15 protein-coding genes and 1 pseudogene are annotated in these 20,279 nt (G+C 69.4%); 13 read left to right on the forward strand and 3 right to left on the reverse strand.

Features of this window, described 5'->3' with window-relative positions:
- Positions 1-2: 2 nt before the first annotated feature.
- Positions 3-407, forward strand: coding sequence for a hypothetical protein (locus ACWEOO_RS17880; RefSeq protein ID WP_452143901.1), 405 nt, complete (start codon positions 3-5; stop codon positions 405-407).
- Here the strand turns inward: ACWEOO_RS17880 and ACWEOO_RS17885 are convergent.
- Entirely contained in the window at positions 384-890 is a 507-nt protein-coding gene (locus ACWEOO_RS17885) for a winged helix-turn-helix transcriptional regulator (protein WP_355692115.1), read from the reverse strand. The genes ACWEOO_RS17880 and ACWEOO_RS17885 overlap by 24 nt on opposite strands.
- 53 nt (positions 891-943) lie before the next feature.
- On the opposite strand from ACWEOO_RS17885, the gene ACWEOO_RS17890 reads away from it, so the two are divergent.
- The 5 genes from ACWEOO_RS17890 (at position 944) to ACWEOO_RS17910 (ending at position 8,854) form a co-directional block, all read left to right on the forward strand.
- On the forward strand, positions 944-1,402 hold the full coding sequence (locus tag ACWEOO_RS17890; protein WP_452143902.1) for a nuclear transport factor 2 family protein: 459 nt from the start codon (positions 944-946) through the stop codon (positions 1,400-1,402).
- A gap of 73 nt (positions 1,403-1,475) precedes the next feature.
- A complete protein-coding gene (locus ACWEOO_RS17895; protein ID WP_452143903.1) occupies positions 1,476-2,525 on the forward strand; it encodes a M4 family metallopeptidase in 1,050 nt (349 codons plus the stop codon).
- Positions 2,526-2,647: 122 nt separating this feature from the next.
- Positions 2,648-4,399 carry an ABC transporter ATP-binding protein gene (locus tag ACWEOO_RS17900; RefSeq protein ID WP_452143904.1) on the forward strand — a complete coding sequence of 584 codons (1,752 nt, stop codon included), beginning with the start codon at positions 2,648-2,650 and terminating at the stop codon, positions 4,397-4,399.
- The gene (locus tag ACWEOO_RS17905) at positions 4,392-6,185 is read left to right on the forward strand and encodes an ABC transporter ATP-binding protein (protein WP_452143905.1); all 1,794 of its coding nucleotides are present in this window, start codon (positions 4,392-4,394) and stop codon (positions 6,183-6,185) included. Before ACWEOO_RS17900 ends, ACWEOO_RS17905 begins: the two co-directional genes overlap by 8 nt.
- 1,019 nt (positions 6,186-7,204) lie before the next feature.
- On the forward strand, positions 7,205-8,854 hold the full coding sequence (locus ACWEOO_RS17910) for a DUF222 domain-containing protein (protein WP_452143906.1): 1,650 nt from the start codon (positions 7,205-7,207) through the stop codon (positions 8,852-8,854).
- Positions 8,855-9,201: 347 nt separating this feature from the next.
- Here the strand turns inward: ACWEOO_RS17910 and ACWEOO_RS17915 are convergent.
- Both ACWEOO_RS17915 and ACWEOO_RS17920 read right to left on the reverse strand, forming a co-directional pair.
- Positions 9,202-9,435: pseudogene (locus tag ACWEOO_RS17915) on the reverse strand (transposase); the annotation flags it as partial.
- Positions 9,436-9,588: 153 nt separating this feature from the next.
- Positions 9,589-10,002, reverse strand: a complete 414-nt coding sequence (locus ACWEOO_RS17920) for a cupin domain-containing protein (RefSeq protein WP_452143907.1) — start codon at positions 10,000-10,002, stop codon at positions 9,589-9,591.
- Between the two features lie 99 nt (positions 10,003-10,101).
- Between ACWEOO_RS17920 and ACWEOO_RS17925 the strand changes: the two genes are divergently transcribed.
- From ACWEOO_RS17925 to ACWEOO_RS17955, 7 genes are all read left to right on the forward strand, one after another.
- Complete coding sequence (locus ACWEOO_RS17925) at positions 10,102-11,118, forward strand: ferritin-like domain-containing protein (protein WP_452143908.1); 1,017 nt, start codon at positions 10,102-10,104, stop codon at positions 11,116-11,118.
- A gap of 100 nt (positions 11,119-11,218) precedes the next feature.
- Positions 11,219-12,163 (forward strand): ABC transporter ATP-binding protein, encoded by a 945-nt coding sequence (locus ACWEOO_RS17930; protein WP_452143909.1) that lies wholly within the window; start codon positions 11,219-11,221, stop codon positions 12,161-12,163.
- On the forward strand, positions 12,163-13,518 hold the full coding sequence (locus tag ACWEOO_RS17935; RefSeq protein WP_452143910.1) for an ABC transporter permease: 1,356 nt from the start codon (positions 12,163-12,165) through the stop codon (positions 13,516-13,518). The genes ACWEOO_RS17930 and ACWEOO_RS17935 overlap by 1 nt, the downstream gene beginning before the upstream one ends.
- A gap of 3 nt (positions 13,519-13,521) precedes the next feature.
- Positions 13,522-16,263 (forward strand): phosphoesterase, encoded by a 2,742-nt coding sequence (locus tag ACWEOO_RS17940; protein WP_452143911.1) that lies wholly within the window; start codon positions 13,522-13,524, stop codon positions 16,261-16,263.
- Between the two features lie 25 nt (positions 16,264-16,288).
- Positions 16,289-16,945 carry a DNA/RNA non-specific endonuclease gene (locus ACWEOO_RS17945; protein WP_452143912.1) on the forward strand — a complete coding sequence of 219 codons (657 nt, stop codon included), beginning with the start codon at positions 16,289-16,291 and terminating at the stop codon, positions 16,943-16,945.
- The gene (locus tag ACWEOO_RS17950; protein ID WP_452143913.1) at positions 16,942-17,337 is read left to right on the forward strand and encodes a hypothetical protein; all 396 of its coding nucleotides are present in this window, start codon (positions 16,942-16,944) and stop codon (positions 17,335-17,337) included. Before ACWEOO_RS17945 ends, ACWEOO_RS17950 begins: the two co-directional genes overlap by 4 nt.
- A 119-nt stretch (positions 17,338-17,456) precedes the next feature.
- A complete protein-coding gene (locus ACWEOO_RS17955) occupies positions 17,457-19,484 on the forward strand; it encodes a HelD family protein (protein ID WP_452143914.1) in 2,028 nt (675 codons plus the stop codon).
- Positions 19,485-20,279 lie beyond the last annotated feature (795 nt).

Raw genomic sequence — 20,279 nt, forward strand, 5'->3', positions numbered from 1 at the left:
CGGTGACGAGCTGGCGGGAGGAACGACGGCAGGCGGCCGCCGAGCACGGCGCCGCGCTGGAACGCAAGCGCGCCGCCGAGGCCGCGCAGGCGCGTGAGCTGCTGGCCGGCTTCGTTGCGACGATGAACGAGCGTGGCGTGCCGCCCGAGCCGCTGCGAGCCCAGGTCGTCGGGTCGAACGCCAGCTACCGCACGGATCTGACTGGGTGGTACCTGCGCCGCAACCGCTCGCTCGCCGTGGACGTCGACGGCAACTTCTACATCCTCGGCGTACCCGCCAGCCTGAAGTCCCGCGTCGCCGGGGTGCGGGTCCGGCCGTCCGACCCGCCGCTCGTCGTCGGTCAGGGCGCCCGCGACGGCGAGTCGATGCCGCTCGCCGAGCTGCTACGCCTCCGGCTCGAGTCCTAGCACGCTCGCGATCAACGCCGTGCCGGGCGCCGTCCTGCCGCCGGGTCCTGGCGACGGCTCGACGTCGCCCATGTCCAGCGCCTCGCCGCACTCCGAGCAGCAGACCGTCGGGGTCGTCAGCTTGCCGCAGGTCGAGTGCGTGAACCGGATCGGTTGACCCGCCGGGGGAGTCGCCCAGCGGTCGCCCCAGGCGGTGAGGGCCATCAGGATCGGCACGAGCTCCCGGCCCGCCTCGGTCAGCTCGTAGCTGTAGCGCACCGGGTTCTGCTGGTACGGCGTACGTCGGACCAGGCCGCCGTCGACGAGTGTGGCGAGGCGGTCGGTGAGCAGGTTGCGGGAGATGCCGAGGTCGGCGACGAACTGGTCGAAGCGGTTCAGGCCGAGGTACAGATCGCGCAGGACGAGCGGCGTCCACCAGTCGCCAATCAGCTCCAGGGACTGGGCGAGCGAGCAGTGCATCGAGGCGAAGCTGGTGTTCCGCATGCCCTGAGTGTAGTCAGTTGCGTTATTGAACTCACTAGCCCTACGGTGGGTGCATGGGGATCTATCACCGGATAGTGGCGCGACAGGTGCGGCACGCGTTCGCACAGATCAGCGAGGGCAACTGGGAGGCGATGGTGGCCGGGATGGCGCCGTCGTTCACGTACCGGTTCTACGGAGACCATGCGCTCGGCGGCGAGCGGCGGACCCACGAGGCGCTGCGACGCTGGTGGGAGCGGTGCTTCCGGCTGCTGCCGGGGACGCGGTTCGACGTACAGGACGTGATCGTCAGCGGGTGGCCGTGGAACACGCAGGTCGCGACCGCGGTCACCGTCCACGTCAACGTCGTGGACGGGTCGACGTACGAGAACGTCGTGCACCAGTTCCTGCGGATCAGGTGGGGAAAGATCACCGAGGTCCGCACCCTCGAGGACACGGCCGTCCTGCAACGCACCCTCGACCGCCTCGCCGCGGCCGGCTACCCCGAGGCCCACGCGGAGCCGATCGTCGGCTGACGAGATCTTCCGCCGCCGGGCTCGGGCATCTACCTTGTGGGGGCATTTCCCTGCGAACGATCCGGAGCGAGCCATGCGGTCGAAGACCTGGAGAACATCCGTAGCCCTGACGTCTGCCGCCGTGCTGACCCTGGCGGCGCTGGCGGCCCCCGCCGCGGACGCGAAACCGCCGACGGGCGCCACGACGGCCAAGGCGCTCGTCTTCATCCCGAACCCGGTGCAGTCGAGCGGCGACGAGTCGCTCACCGACCAGAAGGACTCGGCGACGGCCGTGCCGCGGGGCGCCTACTACGAGGTGACGCTGACCGACCTGGACGGCTCGGGGTACCTGAGCGGCGCCTGGGCGAACGTGCGCAGTACGACCGGCACCCCGGCGTACACCACGAACGGCACCTACTTCTACGACCGGCACGACGACCAGTTCGAGCAGGTGATGTCGTACTTCTGGGGGACCGAGGCGCAGAAGTACCTGCAGTCGCTCGGCTTCGGCAGCACCCTGCCCGCGGTGAATGCGGAAAGCCAGGACTACAAGGTCGACCAGTACGGCGTGGACAACTCGTTCTCGTGGGACAAGCACGACACCATCACGCTCGGCAAGGGCGGCGTGGACGACGCCGAGGACGGTGAGGTGATCGTGCACGAGACCGGTCACGCCGTGCACGATGCGCAGGTGCCGGGCTTCGGCACGTCGCTCGAGGCCGGGTCGATCGGCGAGGCGTTCGGCGACTACTTCGCGGTCAGCGTCGGCTACTGGGTCGCGAAGAAGTACGGCGTACCGATCCAGGCGGATCTGGCCTGCGTGATGGACTGGGACTCCACGTCCTACACGGCGACCGTCCCGCATTGCCTGCGCCGTCTCGATGCCGGCAAGCACTACCCGGAGAACGTCGTCGGCGAGGTGCACGCGGACGGCGAGATCTGGTCGCAGGCGCTCTACGACATCCGTCTGGCCCTGGGCCCGACGGTGGCGGACCGGATCATCATCGACGCGCAGTTCGGCTTCGACCCGGACACGAGTTTCGCCGCCGCTGCCGCGAAGACGGTCGAGACCGCGCGGTCGCTGTACGGTCCGAGCCAGGCTTCCGCCGTACAGAAGGCCTTCGCGGCTCGCGGCATCCTCTGACGTTTTCCGGGCCCGGCCGGAAACTCGGATGCGTTTTGTCGGTGCGGCCGGTTACGGTCGGTCGAGTGCTGACGTTGCTGCGGTACGGGATTCGTGTTGCACCTGGAAGCACCCTTCTGACGATGGGTCTGGCCGTTCTCGGCTCGTTGCTGGGGATGGCGGTCACGCTGCTGACCGGCCAGGTCGTGGGGGCGGTGCCGGGTGTCGTCGAGGGACGCCCCGGCGCGATGCCGCTCGGCGAGTTCAGCTTGCTGCTCGGCGCCCTGCTGGCGGTCTTCGTCATCGACAGCCTGTTGCCGGCGCTCCAGCACGTCGCCTCGTTGACGATGGACGCAGGCCTGGTCCGCGCGATCGGTAACCGGATCACCGAGCCGCTGCTCCGGCCGCGCCGGATCGCGCACCTCGAGGACGCCGAGGTGCTGGACGTGCAGGAGCGGGCGAAGGGCAAGGGCGGGTTCCATCTCGCCCAGGGGATGAGCCAGCTGCCATGGCTGCTGGCCAGCCGGGTCACGCTGATCGGGTCCGCGGTCATCGTCGGGGCCATGTTCCGCTGGTGGGTGGCCGCGATGCTGGTCGCGGTCACCCTGCTCCTGGAGTGGTACGGCGGTCGCCTGGTCGAGCGTGAGATCGACGTCTGGTGGGGCAACACCGAGGAACAGCGCCGGGCGCAGTACCTGTTCAACCTCGGCATGCGCGACGCCCCGAAGGAGCTGCGGGTCTTCGGCCTGCACCACTGGCTCGTCGAGCGCTATGTGCGCGACTGGACCGCGGGCTACCGCCCGGTGTGGGCCCGTCGTCGCCAGAACGCGAAGTGGTCGATGCTGATCGGCGGCGTGCACCTGCTGGCGAACGGCGTCGCGATCCTCGCGGTCGGCCGCGCCGCCATGAACGGTTCGCTGCCGCTCACCCAGGTCGCGACGACGTTGCCCGCGATCCTCGTCATCGGGCAGGCGAACAACGGATTCGGTGTGGTGCAGGTCCGCCGCGGACTGTCGGCGTACCGGGCGATGCGCGACCTGCCGGACACGATCGCCGAGCGGCACCCGGAGCCGGCCGTCACGACGAAGCACCGGATCGAGACGATGCCGGCGCGCGAGATCCGCTTCGAGAAGGTCAGCTTCCGCTACCCGGGTTCCGAGACCGATGTGCTGCGCGAGCTCGACCTGACGATCCACGCGCACGAGGCGCTGGCGCTGGTCGGCGTCAACGGGGCCGGCAAGTCCACGCTGGTCAAACTCCTCGGCGGTGCGTACCAGCCGACGAGTGGCCGGATCCTGGTCGACGGCGTCGATCTCGCCGACCTCGACCTCGCGGCGTGGCAGCGGCGGGTGGCCGCGATCGTGCAGGACTTCCTGCGGTTCCCGCTGCCGGTGACCGACAACGTGGTGTTCGGCGCGGTGGAGCGCGCGGGCGACGAGCTGACGCTGGTCAGGGTCGCGCGCGAGTCCGGTATCGACGAGGTCGTCCGCGGTCTGCCGAAGGGCTGGGACACCGTGCTGGACAAGACGTTCGACGGCGGCGTCGACCTGTCCGGCGGCGAGTGGCAGCGGGTCGCGCTGGCCCGGGCGCTGTTCGCGGTGCACGCGGGAGCGGGCGTGCTGGTGCTGGACGAGCCGGCGGCGGCGCTCGACGTCCGGGCCGAGGCGGAGCTGGTCGAGCGGTATCTCGAGCTCACCTCGGGTGTGGCGTCGCTGATCATCTCGCACCGGTTCTCGGTGGTGCGCAACGCCGACCGGATCTGCGTGCTGTCCCACGGGCGGATCGTCGAGGACGGGACGCATGAGGAGTTGCTCGACCGCGACGGTGAGTACGCCGGGATGTTCCGGCTGCAGGCGGAGCGCTACGTGACCGGACCGGAGGCGATCGATGTCTGAGCGGGGACGCACGGCACGGATCCTGTGGCTGTGGCTGAGCACGTCGTTCCGGGCGGCGCCGGCGCTGATGGCGATCTCGACCGTCCTGGTGGCGGCGCGCGCGATCACCGCACCGGCCCAGACGTACGGCGTGAGCCGGCTCGTCGACGGGATCGCGTCGGACCAGTCGAGCACGATCGCGCTCGGCGTCGGCATCATCATCGGCGGTCTCGCGGTGTCGTTCCTGGCAGACGGACTCGGCTGGCCGCTGCAGGACACCGCGCAGGAGCGGATGGCCGGTCGCGTGCACGCCGACCTGCTGGACGTGACCGCGGGCATCCCGGGCCTGTCGCATCACGAGCGGCCGGACGTCGCCGACCGCCTCGAGCTGGTGCGGGAGCGGGCGTGGCGGATGGGCGTCGGGGCCGAGGTGCTGCTGTGGGCGTTCGCCACCGTCACGAACACCGCGACCGTGCTCACGCTGCTCGGGTCGGTGCATCCGCTGTTGCTCGTGCTCCCGTTGCTGGGCGGCGCGCGGATCTGGTCGGCGTACCTGAGCAGCACGCGACAGCAGAAGGCGTGGGAGGATTCGCTGCCGCAGGAGCGCCTCGTGGACAAGCTGATCGAGGTCGCGAAGGATCCGCGGACCGGGCTGGAGCTGCGGGTGTTCGGCCTCGGGAAGGTGCTGCTGGACAGGATCTTCGCGCTGCAGACCGAGCGTTTCGAGCGCCGCGTCGCCGCCGCCCGGTGGGGCGGGAAGGTCGACGGTTCGGTGCGGTTGGTGTTCGGGCTCGCGTACGCCGCGGCGATCGTCTGGGTGGTCGTCCGCGCGCGGAACGGGCAGTCCGACGCGGGTGACGTCACCCTTGTGCTGCTGCTCGCGCCGCAGGTCGACCAGATGACCGGCGGTATCGCGCAGAACGTGTATTGGGTCGGCGAGGTCGTGCGGAGCTTCAGCCGCTACGACTGGCTGCGGGAGTACGCGAAGCAGAACTCGTGGCGGTCGAGCACGACGCCCGCGCCCGAGCGGCTGACCAGCGGGATCGAGCTGCGGGACGTCGGATTCTCCTATCCCGGTTCGGAATCCGCCGTGCTGAGCGGGATCAACCTGAGTGTGCCGGCCGGGTCGGCAGTTGCGCTGGTGGGGGAGAACGGCGCCGGCAAGACGACACTGGTCAAGCTGCTCGCGCGGATGTACGACCCGACGACCGGGCGGATCCTGGTCGACGGCGCGGACCTCGCGACGATCCAGCCGGACGCGTGGCGGTCGCAGCTGTCGGCCGGGTTCCAGGACTTCGTGAAGTTCGAGCTGACCGCGCGCGAGGTCGTCGGCATCGGCGACGTCCAGCGGGCCGGCGACGACGACGCCGTACGGGCCGCCGTGCTCCGCGGCGACGCGGCGTCGGTGGTCGCCGGGCTGCCGCGCGGGCTGGATTCCCAGCTGGGCAAGAAGTTCACCGACGGCGTCGAACTCTCCGGCGGCCAATGGCAGCGGCTGGCGCTGGCGCGGGCGTTCATGCGCGAACGCCCGCTGCTGCTCCTGCTGGACGAGCCCACCGCGGCCCTGGACCCTGAAGCCGAGCACCGTTTGTACGAACAGTACGCCGCAGCCGCCAAGATAGCCGCCGCCGAAACCGGCGGAATCACCGTCCTCGTCTCCCACCGCTTCTCCACCGTCCGCATGGCCGACCTGATCGTTGTCATGCACAACGGCCGCATCGAAGAGTTCGGCACCCACGAGGACCTCCTGACCGCCAACGCCCGCTACGCCGAACTCTTCGAACTCCAGGCCCGCGCCTACCGCTGACGTAGTTGGGCGCCCGCCTGCAGTCGGCGGCGCTCCAGCACTAGGAAGTTGGCTGGCGGTCTGATGACTCTTCGACAGGCCCCAAAATTATGGGCGACAGAGCGGACGTTGGGTGCCTGCGCGGGGTCGGCTGCAGTCGCCGGTGCTCCAGAACTACGGAAGCAGGCTGGCGACCTTCGAGGAACCATCTGCTTCGGGCCTACCCTGCCGGACCAGCACAACCCGCTGGCGCTCGCCGACTCAGGTGTCGGCATGTTGCACCACCCGGAGGATCGGCCCGAGGGCGGCGACGCATCTGCTTTCTGCGTACGGGCCGACACTCGCCTGGCTTGGTTCGAAGCAGCATGCGGGAGCGTGAGCTCGTCTTGAAGCACCTGCCTGGTGCTCGCCCTCACAAGGGTGGGTGGAAGAAGATGCCAGGAGCATGAACTCGGCTTGAAGCACCAGTTTGGTGCTCGCTGTCGCGAAACGTGGGCCGACGCGACTTCTGACGCGTCGGCTCTTTGGGTACCCATCCCACCGCGGTGTGCCGGCTCAACCGGTCAGGCGCGGCCTGACCGGTGCCGGCTATCTGCAGACCAGCACCTCGCTCGAGAGGGTCGACCCAGTCTCGATTCCTGTTGTGCTGGATCGCGCGAAGATCGCCGAGTTGATCGGCCGGATGCCTTCAGGCCCTCGCATGCCAGCCGAAACCGCGCGTCCACTGCCGTTTGGACCGCTCCCGGGTGAGGCGGCTCCAGACCGGGCGGCCCTGAGGGATGTCGTTAGCTGCCGGATCGTCTTGGCACTCAACCCTGCGGGCCGGTGGCCAGCGGCGATCAGCCAGGACCAGGTGCAGGTGTGGAGCTGTGTCGATGGTGTGAACTGTGCAGCGTACGGAGCGGGTGCTGACGCCCACGGCGGATGACGCCCAGCTCCCAGGGTGCGGGGGTGTTTGCTGGTGTGGGCCCACGAATTGCCCACAAAATAAGGGCATTCCGGCGCGGAAACTGTCGGTGGCGCCGTCTAGAGTCGGTGCCATGGAACTTCTAGGAGAGCGGCCGGCGTGGTCGATGAGTGGCGGCGAACTGCTGTCCACTCTCGACACGCTGGAAGCCGAGCTCGCCCGCCTGGAGGCCTACCGGCTGAGCGTGGTCGCCGCGATCGAGTCCACCGGGTACGCCGCTGAGCTCGGCGCCCGCGACACCGCCGAACTCCTGCGCTTCCGGTACCGCCTGGACCCACCGGCCGCCCGCCGCACCCTCCGCCTCGCCCAGACCACCCCGCACTACCCAGCCGTGGCGACCGCCCTGGAACGCACCGCCTCCTCAGCACCCACCGACGCACCCGACGAGAGCGGGTCCGACGACAGCGGATCCGGGGACGGTACTGGTGGTGGCTGGCTGTTGCGTCCGGCGCAGGCGGCCGCGATCGTGTTCGGTCTCGACCGGGTCCGGTCGCGGGTGCCGGTGGAGCATCTGGACGCGGCCGCGGAGCAGTTGGTCGGGCTGGCCGGTCATCTGTCGCCGGGTGAGCTGCGCACGGCCGCCAAGGAGATCGCCGACCTGCTGGACTCCGACGGCCCTGAACCGGAAGAGCTGAAGGCGTATGAACGGGAGTCCTTGACGTTGTCGGCTGCGGACAACGGGGTGAAGTTCACGGGGTTCCTGGCCAACGAGAACGCCGAGCTCCTGCGCGCGGTCGTGCATGCCGGTGCTCGCCCGCACAAGACCGTCGACGGTGAACACGATCCGCGGCCGCGTGACAAGCGCCAGGCCGACGCGCTGTCGGATGCCTTGAGCATCGCCGCCGCCGCGTGGGACACCATGGGACCCGCCGCGCCTACCGGACCTACCGGACCTACCGCACCTGAAGCGGCGACCACAGCCGCCACGAGCAGTGCCGGCAATGCGGGCAGCGCGGGGAGCGTGGGGAAGGATCGTCGGGTGGCCGGGTACGGCGCGAAGGCGAACATCACCGTCACGATCGACTTCGAAGACTTGAAGGCCGCGACCGCGGACGCGATCGGGCGCACCGTCTACAGCGGCGGGCTCTCTGCGGCCACGATCCGCCGCCTGGCGTGCGACGCGAACATCATCCCGCTGGTGCTCGGCTCGAACTCCGAACCGCTCGATGTCGGGCGCCTCGAACGCCTGGTCACCAAGGCGATGCGCCGCGCCCTGGAGGCCCGCGACCGTGGCTGCGTGGTCTGTGGGGCACCGCCGATCATGTGCGACGCCCATCATCTGATCTCCTGGATCGACGGCGGCGACACCAAAGTCTCGAACCTGGCTCTGCTCTGCCGTCGTCACCACACCGACGTCCACCGCGGCCACTGGCAGATCCGCATCACCGACGGCGTCGTCCACGTCACCCGCCCGGCCTGGGCCACGGCCCCGCCGGCCGCCGCCGCAGCACGACTATCGGGACCGCCGGATGCCCAGCCACGCCGTACGGCGCCGCCGGAAGCTCAGCCACGACCTACGGCACCCCCGGATGCCCTGCCTGGATGCACGACACCACCGGATGCTGAGCCAGATCGTGCGGGACCGCCGGACGCGCAGCCCGCATGTTGGGCACTGCCGGACGTCCATCCACCTGCCGCCGGAGAGACCGACGCGGCCCGGTCGCGGTGGCGGGCGGACGATGCCGCTTTGCAGCAAGCGGCTGCCTTCGCGGCATCCGGTTGAGGCCGGGCACTACAACAACGTCCGGATTGACGGCACGAGACCAAGATCAGCAACCTGACTCTCTGCCCTGCCGCCACCACCACGCCGAGCTGCGCAACGGCCACTGGCATACCCGCATCGCTAGCGGGGTCGTCCAGTCACCCGCCCGAGTGGGCCGCGCCGTCGCCGCAGCACGACGCTCGGCGCCGCCGGACGCTCACCCACGCCGTACGGCACCGCGGGACGCTCACGCCGTAAGGGGCCGCCGGACGCCGCGCCGCACTGTACGGCGCGGCGGGGCGCTCAGCCAGGCTGGTGGGAGTGCCGGAGGCTATGGAGTACTGCAGAAGTGCACCAGCCGGTCCAGCCCGCCGTGTCGATACCCCGAGCAGGTAATACATCGCCACCACGTTCGTGAGCGTCGCCTCAGTGCGCCGGCGCTGTTCCAGCAGGCAGTTGGGGAAGTAGGTCCCTTTGCGCAGTTTGGGGACCGTGACATCCAGCGCGCCGACCCGGGTGTCGAGCTCGCGGTGGTGATAGCCGTTGCGGGAGTTCGTCTGGCCGGGGTCGCGGGTCCCGAAGCCGGCACCGCACACGCTGTCGGTGTCCGAGCGCAGCAACAGGTACATCAGCACCAGCGCGACCTGCCGGTCCAGTCCAAGGTGCGGCGCGCGCCCCCCGAGCCCTGCGGCCGGTCGTCGAGAACCTGACACACCCGGCCGACCAGCTCGGTGACTGAGGCGTCGAGCCCGTAGCTAGTGCTGGGCGCGGCGGTTGGCTCGTTGTGTTAGTTCGGCTTCTGGGACCAGGGTGAACATGTCCTGGTGCGGGGCGCACAGCATGGTGACAATGAACTTCAGCGGGATGTCGGCGCGGTTGTTGCCGTCCTGGTAGTGGATGACGTCGCCGCCCGGTTCCCAGAACGCCTCGCCGGCCTTGATCACGCGGGGTGGTTCGCCTTCGAGTTCGAAGAGCATCTCGCCGGCCACGACGTACCCGAAGGCCGGGCCCGAGTGGCGGTGCGGCGGCGCGCCGGGGTCGCCCGCCGGGTACTCGATGTCGACGGTCATCACGTGGAAGCCTTTGGGGACGTACGGTGGCTCGACCTCCTGCAGCATCGTCAGGGCGGTCTGCCAGGCAGTGGATCGGCGCTCGGTCGTGTCGGTCATCAGAGTTCACCTTCCAGTTGATCGGTCTGTCGTGAGAGACCAGGCAGGAAGGCGCGGTATGACGGTCACAGGGGAGCTGGCTGGGCTGTCTCACCAGGTATGAACCAGCGCATCGAGACAATTGACAGTCTTCACGAGCACCTGCAGTGGGCGATCGAGCTCGAGCACGCCACGATTCCGCCGTACCTGTGCGCCCTGTACTCGCTGGACCCGGCGCGGAACCCGGACGCGGTCGAGTTGGTGAGCAGTGTGTTCGTCGAGGAGATGATCCATCTGTCACTGGCGTGCAACCTGCTGAACGCCGTCGGCGGCGAGCCGCGTCTCGATATCCCGGACATGCTGCCCGGCTACCCGCGCCGGCTCCCGCACGGCTCGATCGACCTGTCGCTGTTGCCGTTCGGGCCGGACGCGCTGGAGATGTTCCTGCGCCTGGAGAAACCCGAAGCGCCCGGCTCTCCGGCCGAGAGCGACCACTACGAGACCATCGGTCAGTTCTACGACGCGATCGAGGACGGCCTGCGGTACCTGGCCGGCGCGCTCGGCGAGGAGAAGCTGTTCTCCGGCGACCCGGCCCGCCAGGTGACGGCCGGACCGTTCCACCACACCGGCGGCAGCCTGCAGCCGATCACCGGCCTCGCGTCCGCGCTGGCCGCGCTGGACGAGATCGTCGAGCAGGGTGAAGGTACGTCGCGTGGCGAGGTGTGGGACGGCGACCACGACATCTTCCATCCGGATCGCGACGAGGTCGCGCATTACTACCGGTTCGAGGAACTGAAGCTCGGCCGCCGCTACCAGCGCGGAGACACACCGCAGTCCGGGCCGACCGGGGAACCGGTGACGGTCGACCTGACCGGGGTGTCGCCGATGCAGGCGAACCCGGTCCGCTCGGGCAACGCCCAGATCCGCGCCGCGCAGGAGCAGTTCGACGCGACCTACTGCACGGTGTTGTTCCTGCTGGAGCAGGCGTTCACGGGCGAACCCGGCCTGATCCGCGACGCGGTCCGCGCGATGTTCGGGCTGAAGTCCGAAGCCCTGAAACTGATGCAGCTGAGCGAGGACGACCGCACCACGGCTGGTCCGACCTTCCACTACATCGATCCGGAGCAGCGCGACTGAGAGGCCGCTGAGAGCGGAGCTGAAAGGAGTTCCTCCCAGTTCGCCAATAGTTAACTTTCGGTCTTCACTTCACCGTACATTGCTTTCTAATGTATTAACCATGGACGCCCCGCCCACTGTCCGTGCCCGCGACCTCGCCAAGTACTTCGGTGAGGTCGTCGCGCTCGACGGTGTAGATCTCGACGTCGCCCCCGGCCAGATCCACGGGCTGGTCGGACCCAACGGAGCCGGAAAGACCACGCTGCTCGGGCTGCTGCTGGGCCTCGCCGTCCCCGACCGCGGCACGCTGGAGATCCTGGGTACGCCGGTCGGCCGCGCCCTCGCCGTTCCCGAGGGCGTCGCCGGCTTCGTCGACGGCCCGGGCCTGTACCCCTCGATGACCGCCCGGCAGAACCTCGCCGCCCTGGCCGCCCTCCGCGGTGACACCACGATGGACATCGACGACGCGATCGACCAGGTCGGGCTGACCGACGTGGCCGACGACCGGGTCCGCGGTTTCTCGCTCGGCATGCGCCAGCGCCTCGGCCTGGCCGCAGCGCTGCTCACCAAGCCGCGGCTCCTCATCCTCGACGAGCCCTCGAACGGCCTCGACCCGGCCGGCAAGAAGCATGTGTACGGCGTTCTCACCCGGCTCGCTGCCGACGGAACGGCGGTGATGCTGTCGAGCCATCGCATGGACGACGTCGAGGCGCTCTGTTCCGAGGTGACGATCCTTTCGACCGGACGCGTCGCGTTCTCGGGCCCGATCAGCAAGCTGGCCTCGGAGGACAGCGAACTCGATTACCGGGTCCGCACCTCCGACCCGGCGGCTGCCCGTCGCCATGCCGCCGACGCGCGGGGCATCCGGCTCCGCGATCAGGACGCCGCACAGGACGCCATACAGGACGGCGTCGAGGTGTTGGTGATCTCGGCGTCCGTGCCGGCGCTGGACGAGTTCGTGAAGCGCCTGGTCGGCGACGACATCGCGGTCCGCGAGCTCGCCACGGTGGTATCGCCCCTCGAGGCCGCGTTCCTCGCCCTCACCGAGCAGCAGGAGACCAACTGATGACAGCCACCGTGGCTGCCCCCGAGACCCCTGCGGTCCGTCGAGTTCCCGTCGTTCGCGGCTACCGGTTCGAGCTGGTCAAACTGCTGACGCAGTGGCGCGTTCGTGTGCTGATCATCGCGTGTTGGCTGGCGCCCGCCCTGTTCGTCGCCGTGGTCAGCCAGCAGGCCTCGCTGCCGGTCGACACGTTGTTCGGTCGCTGGATGCACAGCACCGGATGGGCCGGACCCCTTGTCCTGCTGGGCTTTTCCGGCTCCTGGGCGCTGCCGTTGCTGACGTCGCTGATCGCCGGTGACGTGTTCGCCGTCGAGGACCGCCTCGGCACCTGGCGGCATCTACTGGTCGCAGTCCGCTCGCCGCGCCGGATCTTCGTCGCGAAGGCGCTGTCCAGCCTCACTGTGATCGTCGTACTCGTGATCGGTCTGGTCGTGTCGAGCACCACCAGCGGTCTGCTGGTCGTCGGCAATCGACAGCTGATCGGCCTCGACGGCCACCTGCTCTCGCCGGGCAGCGCGGCCGGCACCGTGTTCCTCGCCTGGTTGTGCGCGCTCGCGCCGACCCTGGCGCTGGCGGCGATCGGCCTGCTCGGCTCGGTCGCGCTCGGCCGGTCGCCGATGGGCCTGCTCCTCCCTGCCGTCGTCGCGCTCGCCATGCAGATCGTCCAGCAGCTTCCGGTGCCGGTGGCCTTCCGTCTCGCGCTGCCCGGTTACGCGTTCATCAGCTGGAACGGCCTGTTCACCAGCCCGGCGCAGCTCGGCCCGCTGCTGATCGGAGTGATCGTCAGCCTGGCGTGGGCTCTCGTCGCGACCGGTCTCGCGTACTTCCTCTTCGTACGCCGTGATTTCACCAACCCGACGCACGACGGATCGGGCCGGCTCGCGCTGACGGCCGGCCTGCTGCCCCTCGTCGTCCTGCTCGGTGTGACGACGGCGGCGGTCGCTCCGGTGACCGGCTTCGGATCGGGCATCGACCAGGACAAGGTGCAGCGGGCGGTCGCGGTCGAGTTCGCGCATCTGTACCGGTTGCAGACCAAGCAGCTGAACCGCGCCGACGTCACCGAGGAGCAGCTGCAGGCCGCCGCCGAATGCACCAAGGGCGGCGACCAGGTCGCGGCGCGCGGACCCGGCAACGACTGGCGCTGCGTCGTCAGCTGGCACATCCCCGGAGTGGCCGCGGCCGGCTCGGCGATCTACCAGCTCGACATCAACCCACTCGGTCGGTACGTGGCCGACGGGGACGGACCGAAAGAAGTGAACGGCTTCTTCCTGGTCCGCACCCCGTCCGGGGACGAACCGAACCCCCTGTGGCAGTTCGACGGCAATATCGAACTGCTACCTGTCAACCCGAAGGGATAACCCATGCAGGTAACACGCCGCCGCAGGCGTGACGACAAAGGCTCGTCGAGCCCCCTCCGGCGCAGAGTACCACTGCTGACGGCGGGCACCACGGCCGTCGCGGTCACGCTCGCCGGCACCGCTGTCGCCTCGACGACCGGCTTCGGTCACGACCAGGTCGGGCAGGTGACCGACAAGGGCCAGGTCGTCTCCGCCGACCAGTACATCAAGCCGATCGGCGACCGGCTCGTCCTCCAGAAGGGCAAGATCATGTCGTCCACCGTCAGTCCGGACGGCAGCCACCTGGCTGCCTCCGTGACCGACGGCGGGATGGCGATGGCGATCGTCGACCTGAAGAACTGGAAGGTCCAGCAGTACATCGGCAACAACGCCGCCGCGGACCTGAAGATCCCCGGCAACGACGTCGGCCAGGAGGGCCCGACGTACTCGCCGGACGGCTCGCAGGTCTGGCTCGGCCAGGCCGACGGCTACCGGAAGTTCACCGTGAATCCGGACGGCTCGCTGGCGAACCCGACGTTCGTCGCGATCCCGGCCGACGGCAGCAAGCGCGCGCTGGCCTCCGAGGCGGTGTTCTCGGCGGACAGTTCGACGGTCTACTCCGCGGTGAACGGCCAGAACAAGGTCGTCGCGATCGACACCGCCACCGGTGCGATCAAGCAGACGTGGGCGACCGGCAACGCGCCCCGCGACATGGTGCTGGTCGGCGACAAGCTGTATGTGAGCAACGAGGGCGGCCGCCCGGCCAAGCCGGGTGACACGACGATCAACTCGTACGGCACCCAGGTCGTCTCCAACCGGAACGCGATCACCACCACCGGTACCGTCAGCGTGATCGACCTGGCGAACCCGTCGGCCGCACCGGCCAGCATCGACGTCGGACTGCACCCGACGGCGATCTACGCCAAGAACGGCGCCGTGTTCGTCACGAACACCGCGACCAACTCGGTGTCGGTGATCGACACCAAGCGCGGCAAGGTCACCCAGACCATCGCCACGCAGCCGTGGGCCGAGGCGTCGGTCGGCTACGAGCCGGATGGCGTGACGCTGACCGACGACGGCCACCTGCTGGTGTCGCTCGGCCGTGCGAACGCGGTCGCGGTCTACATGTACCGCAACCCGCTCGAGCCGGTCAGCTACGTCGGCCTGCTGCCGACCGACTACTTCCCGGCCGAGCTCGCGCAGGTCGGCAAGGACATCGTCGTGTCGAACACCCGCGGCGTGGACGCCCGCCGGGAGACCACGGCCGCCGGCCACAGCACGCACGACACCACCTCGAGCCTGACCAGGTTCCAGCTGCCCGACGACCACGCGATCAAGAAGTCCACGCAGACGGTCTTCGAGCAGAACGGCTGGACGAACGGCTCCGCCCAGGTCGCGACCGACCAGGGCCACCGCAACCCGGTGCCGGTCCCGGCGAAGCTCGGCGACCCGTCGACGATCAAGCACGTGTTCCTGATCGTCAAGGAGAACCGGACGTACGACCAGGTGTACGGCGACATCCCGGAGGGCAACGGCAACCCGGCGCTGGCGCAGTACGGCGAGAACGTCACGCCGAACCAGCACGCGCTGGCCAAGCAGTTCGGGCTGTACGACAACACCTACGACATCGGCACGAACTCCGCCGAGGGTCACAACTGGCTGATGCAGGCCGACAACCCGGAGTACACCGAGTCCTCGGCCGGTGAGTACCTGCGCAGCTACGACACCGAGAACGATGCCCTCGGCCACCAGAAGAGCGGGTTCCTCTGGACCGGTGTGCAGGCGGCCGGCAAGTCGGTGAAGAACTTCGGCGAGTTCCTGTCGATCGAGCAGAAGCCGGCCGACGGCACCTGGCAGAACTACTACTGCGACACGAAGAACATGATCGCGACCGGGGCGGACACCAAGTACCCGATCACCACCGGTTCGGCGATCCCGTCGCTGAACGACGTGTCGGTGCAGGGCTTCCCGCAGTTCGACACCAGCGTCCCGGACATCTACAAGACCGAGATCTGGCGCAAGGACTTCCGTAAGAACGGCCCGGCGAACCTGAACATGTTCTGGCTGTCGAACGACCACACCGGTGGTCCGGCCAACGGTCCGGCGCAGGTCGCGGACAACGACCTGGCCACCGGGCGGATCGTCGACGAGATCACCCACAGCAAGTACTGGAAGGACTCGGCGATCTTCGTCGTCGAGGACGACTCGCAGGCCGGTCTCGACCACATCGACGGGCACCGGGCGCCGATCCAGATCATCAGCCCGTACGCACAGCACAGTGCGGTGGACAGCCACTATTACACGCAGATCACGATGATCCGCACCATCGAGCAGATCCTCGGCATGAAGCCGATGAACCAGAAGGACACCGCGGCCACCCCGATGTTCGGCGCCTTCACCAGCAAGCCCGACTTCACGCCGTTCAGCGCGCTGCCGAACCGGGTGCCGCTGACCGACGGCCTGAAGACCCCGCCGCCGTGCGGTGTCGACGTGCCGGCGGCGCAGAACCCGACCGTCGCCGCGGCGCCGACGGTGTCCGTGCCGGCCGGTATGGAGTCGATGGCGGCGCAGTGGTCGGCGTGGAAGGACCAGCAGCGCACCACTGGCCCGAACGCCCGGGCCGACTTTGCGAACCCCGCACAGATGAACCACTACAACTGGTACGAGGCGCACAGCTGGTCCCTGCCCTACCCGGGTGAGGCCCAGATCTTCGCGCCGCAGAACGTTCCCGGCGCGGTGATCCCGGCCGCCGAGAACGACGGCTGACACCCTCGGCCGGTAGAAAGAGCGCATGACTGAACGACCGTCGCGGGCGTCGGTCCGGATCGAGCAACCCGCCGATCCGGCCGACGTCCGCGCGGTCGGTTACGGCCCGGACGACGTACCGATGGTGCCGGACAAGTACGCCCGGCTGCCCGTGCACAAGGAGGAGTCCGGACGCGTCGGCGACTGGAACGGCAGGCTGATGGAGCCCGCGGCGTCGACCGTGTACATCGTCGACCAGCGCTACCTGTACGTCACCGACGACCACGGCCGGGTGTCGCACGCCGAGGGCTGGCTCGGCTGGCTGCCCACGGCGGAGAACGACGAGCGCCGCAACGTCGAGGCGCAGCGGGAGGCCGGGGTCCCCGACCGGCAGCGGACCGACGACGGCGGGCACCTGTTCGCGACGGTGTTCGACGGGCCGGGGGAGTCGGTCAACCTGACCGCGCAGTCGCAGGAACAGAACCGCGCGGTCAAGGGCAGCGAGAACTGGCGCCGGATGGAACAGACCTGGCAGGCGATGCGGGTCGCCGGTGTCCAGGTGCACGCCGCGATCGACGTCAAGCACCCGAACACCACGACGCGCCGCCCGTCCAGCCGGACGGTCGTCGACCGTCATCAGGGTGAACGGTCGCCCCGGCGTATCTTCAGGGAGACCAAGCCGACGACCCGGGGAGCGGGATGAGCGAGATCGAGATCATCGACACGATCGCCCGCGCGCTGGTCGCGGAGCTGCCCGCCGGGTGGCGCGAGGTCGGCGCGGTCTACCGGGCGACCACCTCGTACGCCGAACTCGACGCCGAGGTCGACGGCGCGCAGCTGGATCCGTTGCCGGACGATCTCGAGGACCAGTTCGAGGAGCTGCGGCGCGTGATGTACCAGCCGGGCAGGGGCGCGTGGCTGACCGCGCGGGTGAGCGTGACCGCCGACGGGCATTTCGCCACGGACTTCGACTACGACAACCAGCCGGCCTGGTCGATCCCTGTCGACGAAGGCATCTACCCAGCTGACCTCGCCGAGTTCCCCAGGGCCCCGGAGAACACCCCGCCCTGGATGCGACAAGCCTCCTCGGATTAATCAGTAGCGGCGCTCTGGTGGGGCTGGTAGCGTCGCCGGTCTGTCTTTTCGGGATCGAATCGAACCGGATGGATCTGCTCCGGGGCGGGACCCAGCTCACGATTCGAGGCTCATCGACGATGGTCGAACCGGAATTAGCGGCCGAACGCGCCTATCTCTCCCAAGCTCGCACCGCCCTGCGCGGTATGTACGCCGAAGTCGTGGACCGTGAGGTCCAGGTGATCGGCGGCGAGGACAACGACGAACGCTTCACCAACGAGGCCAACCAGCGGGCCAAACAGATGCGCACCCACGCGCTCCTCGACCTGCCCGACGTCCCGCTCTTCTTCGGCCGGCTCGACTACGAGCACGGCACGATCGAGGATCTGGACCAGATCTACATCGGCCGCCGCCACGTCCACGACGGCACCGGCGTCCCGCTCGTGATCGACTGGCGCGCGCCGGTCTCGGTGCCCTTCTACCGCGCGACCCAGAGCGATCGGCGGCGGGTGCTGATGCGGCGCCGCTACGGATTCTCCGATCACGCCGAGCTGACCGGCTTCGAGGACGAGCCGCTGACGGGCGTCGTCGAGCTGGATCAGGCCGACGCCTTCCTGCGCGCCGAGATCGAGCGCCCCCGCACCGGTCCGATGCGCGACATCGTGGCCACCATCCAGCCCGAGCAGGACGACCTGGTCCGGGCGCCGCTGCACCCGAGCGTGTGCGTGCAGGGTGCGCCCGGCACCGGGAAGACCGCGGTCGGCCTGCACCGCGTCGCCTACCTGCTCTACACCGAGCGAGACCGGCTCGGGCGCGGCGGTGTCGTGATCGTCGGCCCGAACCGGTCGTTCCTGTCGTACATCCGCAAGGTCCTGCCCGCGCTGGGCGAGGTCGATGTCCGGCAGATCACGATCGACGAGCTGCTCACCCGCCCCACCGCCGCGACAGACGAACCGGGTGCCGAGGCCTTGAAGGGCGACGCGCGGATGTCCGCCGTGCTGCGGCGCGCTCTCTGGTCGTACGTCGGTACGCCGACCGAAGGAGTCTTGTACAGCAAGGGATCCCGGCGCTACCGGGTGCACGACTACGAGGTCGTCGACATCGTGTCGGACCTGCGCGAGTCGACCCGGTACGCGCCCGGCCGGAACGCTCTCGCGCAGCGGATCGCGCATGTCGTCCTGGTCCGGATGGAGGAGCGCGCCGAGTCGCCCGACGACCGGGTGCAGAACGCGGTCGCGCGCTCCAAGCCGGTGAAGGACGTGCTCGACGCGGTCTGGCCCCGCGTCGTCCCGGAGCAGATCCTGCACCGTCTCCTCTCGGACGCCGACTTCCTGGCGGCCGCCGCCCCGGACCTGACGGACGAGGAACGTTCGGCGTTGTCGTGGGCGAAGCCGCCGCGCTCGTGGAAGTCGGCGAAGTGGTCGTTCGCGGACACCGTTCTGCTCGACGAGCTGGAAGACCTGATCGAGCGGCGGACGGGGTCGCTCGGGCATCTGGTCCTCGACGAGGCGCAGGACCTGTCGGCAATGCAATTGCGGGCGCTCGGCCGGCGCTGCCGGACGGGATCGGCGACGGTGCTCGGCGATCTCGCGCAGGCGACCACGCCGTGGGCGGCCGGGCCGTGGGACCGGGTGCTCGGTCATCTGGGCAAGAGCGACGGCATGGTGGCCGAGCTCGATCGCGGATTCCGGGTGCCGGCTCAGATCATCAACTTCGCGGCGAAGCTGCTGCCCGCGATCGCGCCGACGCTCGGCACCCCGAGCGGCGTCCGGACGGTGGCGGACGCGCTGAGCATCGTGACGGCCGACGCGTCGACGTTCGCGGGGCAGGTCGTCGCCGAGTGCCGTGCGGCGCTCGCCGGTGAGGGCTCGGTCGCGCTGATCGCGGCGGACGACCAGGTTGGCGGACTGCGGGACGCAATCGTCGCCGCCGGGCTCGAGACCGCGATGCTCGGTGAGACCGACGACGAGATCGACACCGTGCGACTGGTGTGCGTGCCGGCCACGCTGGCCAAGGGCCTGGAGTTCGACGCGGTCATCGTCGCCGAGCCGGCGCACATCGTCGCCGCCGAGTCCCGCGGCCTGCACCGCCTGTACGTCGTCCTCACCCGGGCCGTCAGCCGCCTGCAGATCGTCCACGCCGAACCGCTGCCGGAGGCCCTGGCCTGATCCCGTCGCGGGGCTATCGTGCAGGCAGCCGGGACGGATCGGGGGAGTGGAAGTGCGCGGACTGGTCGTCCTGATGGTGATCGCGCTGCTGCTGGTGGTGGCCGCGATCGTCTGGGGGATCGTCGCGCTCGTCCGCCGGCAGCGGTACATCGGGTCGATCCGTCAGCACGGCTGGAGCTTCGTGAACAGCCCGACGTTCGACGCAATCGCCCGGTTGAGCAACCCGCCGTTCGGTCTCGGCTTCGACCGCAAGCCCGACGACCAGATCACCGGGCTGACCGCGGCCGGCCGGCCTTTCCAGGTGATCGAGTACAAGTCGACGTACTGGTCCGGCTGGGTCGGCATGGTGACGCTGTCGCGGCGGCTGCCCGAGCTGTGGATCACCGGCGGTGAGACCGCGCCGCGGTACGGCGTCCTCGCGCACGGCGTGGTCGCCCCGCCGCAGCTCGGCCCGGGGTGCCAGATCGGCGCGATGGACCCGGCGTTCGCGCAGGAGGTCCTGACCTCGCAGCTGTGTGTCCAGCTCGGCGCGATGGCCGCCGGTCAGCCCGGAGTGAACCTCGGCATCGACGGCGACCAGGTCGTCGTGCTGAACCCGCCCCGCCAGGAGATCGACCAGCTCGGCCAGTGGCTGGAGCAGCTCGGCGCGATCGCGTCGGCGATCGACGCGACGCCGCTCGACCACTGGATCCAGCCGGAGCCGGAGCCGCGGCTGCGGTTCTACCAGCACCCGGACTGGTACTGGATCGGGGTCGACGACAGCCTGTTGCAGTACACGCCGATCAACCGCGGCGG

Source organism: Kribbella sp. NPDC004138 (assembly GCF_053603655.1).

Excerpts from the sequence above, each read along its gene's own strand:
- ACWEOO_RS17885 (WP_355692115.1), bottom strand. The coding sequence starts at position 890 with ATGCGGAACACCAGCTTCGCCTCGATGCACTGCTCGCTCGCCCAGTCC.
- ACWEOO_RS17890 (WP_452143902.1), top strand. The coding sequence starts at position 944 with ATGGGGATCTATCACCGGATAGTGGCGCGACAGGTGCGGCACGCGTTC.
- ACWEOO_RS17895 (WP_452143903.1), top strand. The coding sequence starts at position 1,476 with ATGCGGTCGAAGACCTGGAGAACATCCGTAGCCCTGACGTCTGCCGCC.
- ACWEOO_RS17900 (WP_452143904.1), top strand. The coding sequence starts at position 2,648 with ATGGGTCTGGCCGTTCTCGGCTCGTTGCTGGGGATGGCGGTCACGCTG.
- ACWEOO_RS17905 (WP_452143905.1), top strand. The coding sequence starts at position 4,392 with ATGTCTGAGCGGGGACGCACGGCACGGATCCTGTGGCTGTGGCTGAGC.
- ACWEOO_RS17910 (WP_452143906.1), top strand. The coding sequence starts at position 7,205 with ATGGAACTTCTAGGAGAGCGGCCGGCGTGGTCGATGAGTGGCGGCGAA.
- ACWEOO_RS17920 (WP_452143907.1), bottom strand. The coding sequence starts at position 10,002 with ATGACCGACACGACCGAGCGCCGATCCACTGCCTGGCAGACCGCCCTG.
- ACWEOO_RS17925 (WP_452143908.1), top strand. The coding sequence starts at position 10,102 with ATGAACCAGCGCATCGAGACAATTGACAGTCTTCACGAGCACCTGCAG.
- ACWEOO_RS17930 (WP_452143909.1), top strand. The coding sequence starts at position 11,219 with ATGGACGCCCCGCCCACTGTCCGTGCCCGCGACCTCGCCAAGTACTTC.
- ACWEOO_RS17935 (WP_452143910.1), top strand. The coding sequence starts at position 12,163 with ATGACAGCCACCGTGGCTGCCCCCGAGACCCCTGCGGTCCGTCGAGTT.
- ACWEOO_RS17940 (WP_452143911.1), top strand. The coding sequence starts at position 13,522 with ATGCAGGTAACACGCCGCCGCAGGCGTGACGACAAAGGCTCGTCGAGC.
- ACWEOO_RS17945 (WP_452143912.1), top strand. The coding sequence starts at position 16,289 with ATGACTGAACGACCGTCGCGGGCGTCGGTCCGGATCGAGCAACCCGCC.
- ACWEOO_RS17950 (WP_452143913.1), top strand. The coding sequence starts at position 16,942 with ATGAGCGAGATCGAGATCATCGACACGATCGCCCGCGCGCTGGTCGCG.
- ACWEOO_RS17955 (WP_452143914.1), top strand. The coding sequence starts at position 17,457 with ATGGTCGAACCGGAATTAGCGGCCGAACGCGCCTATCTCTCCCAAGCT.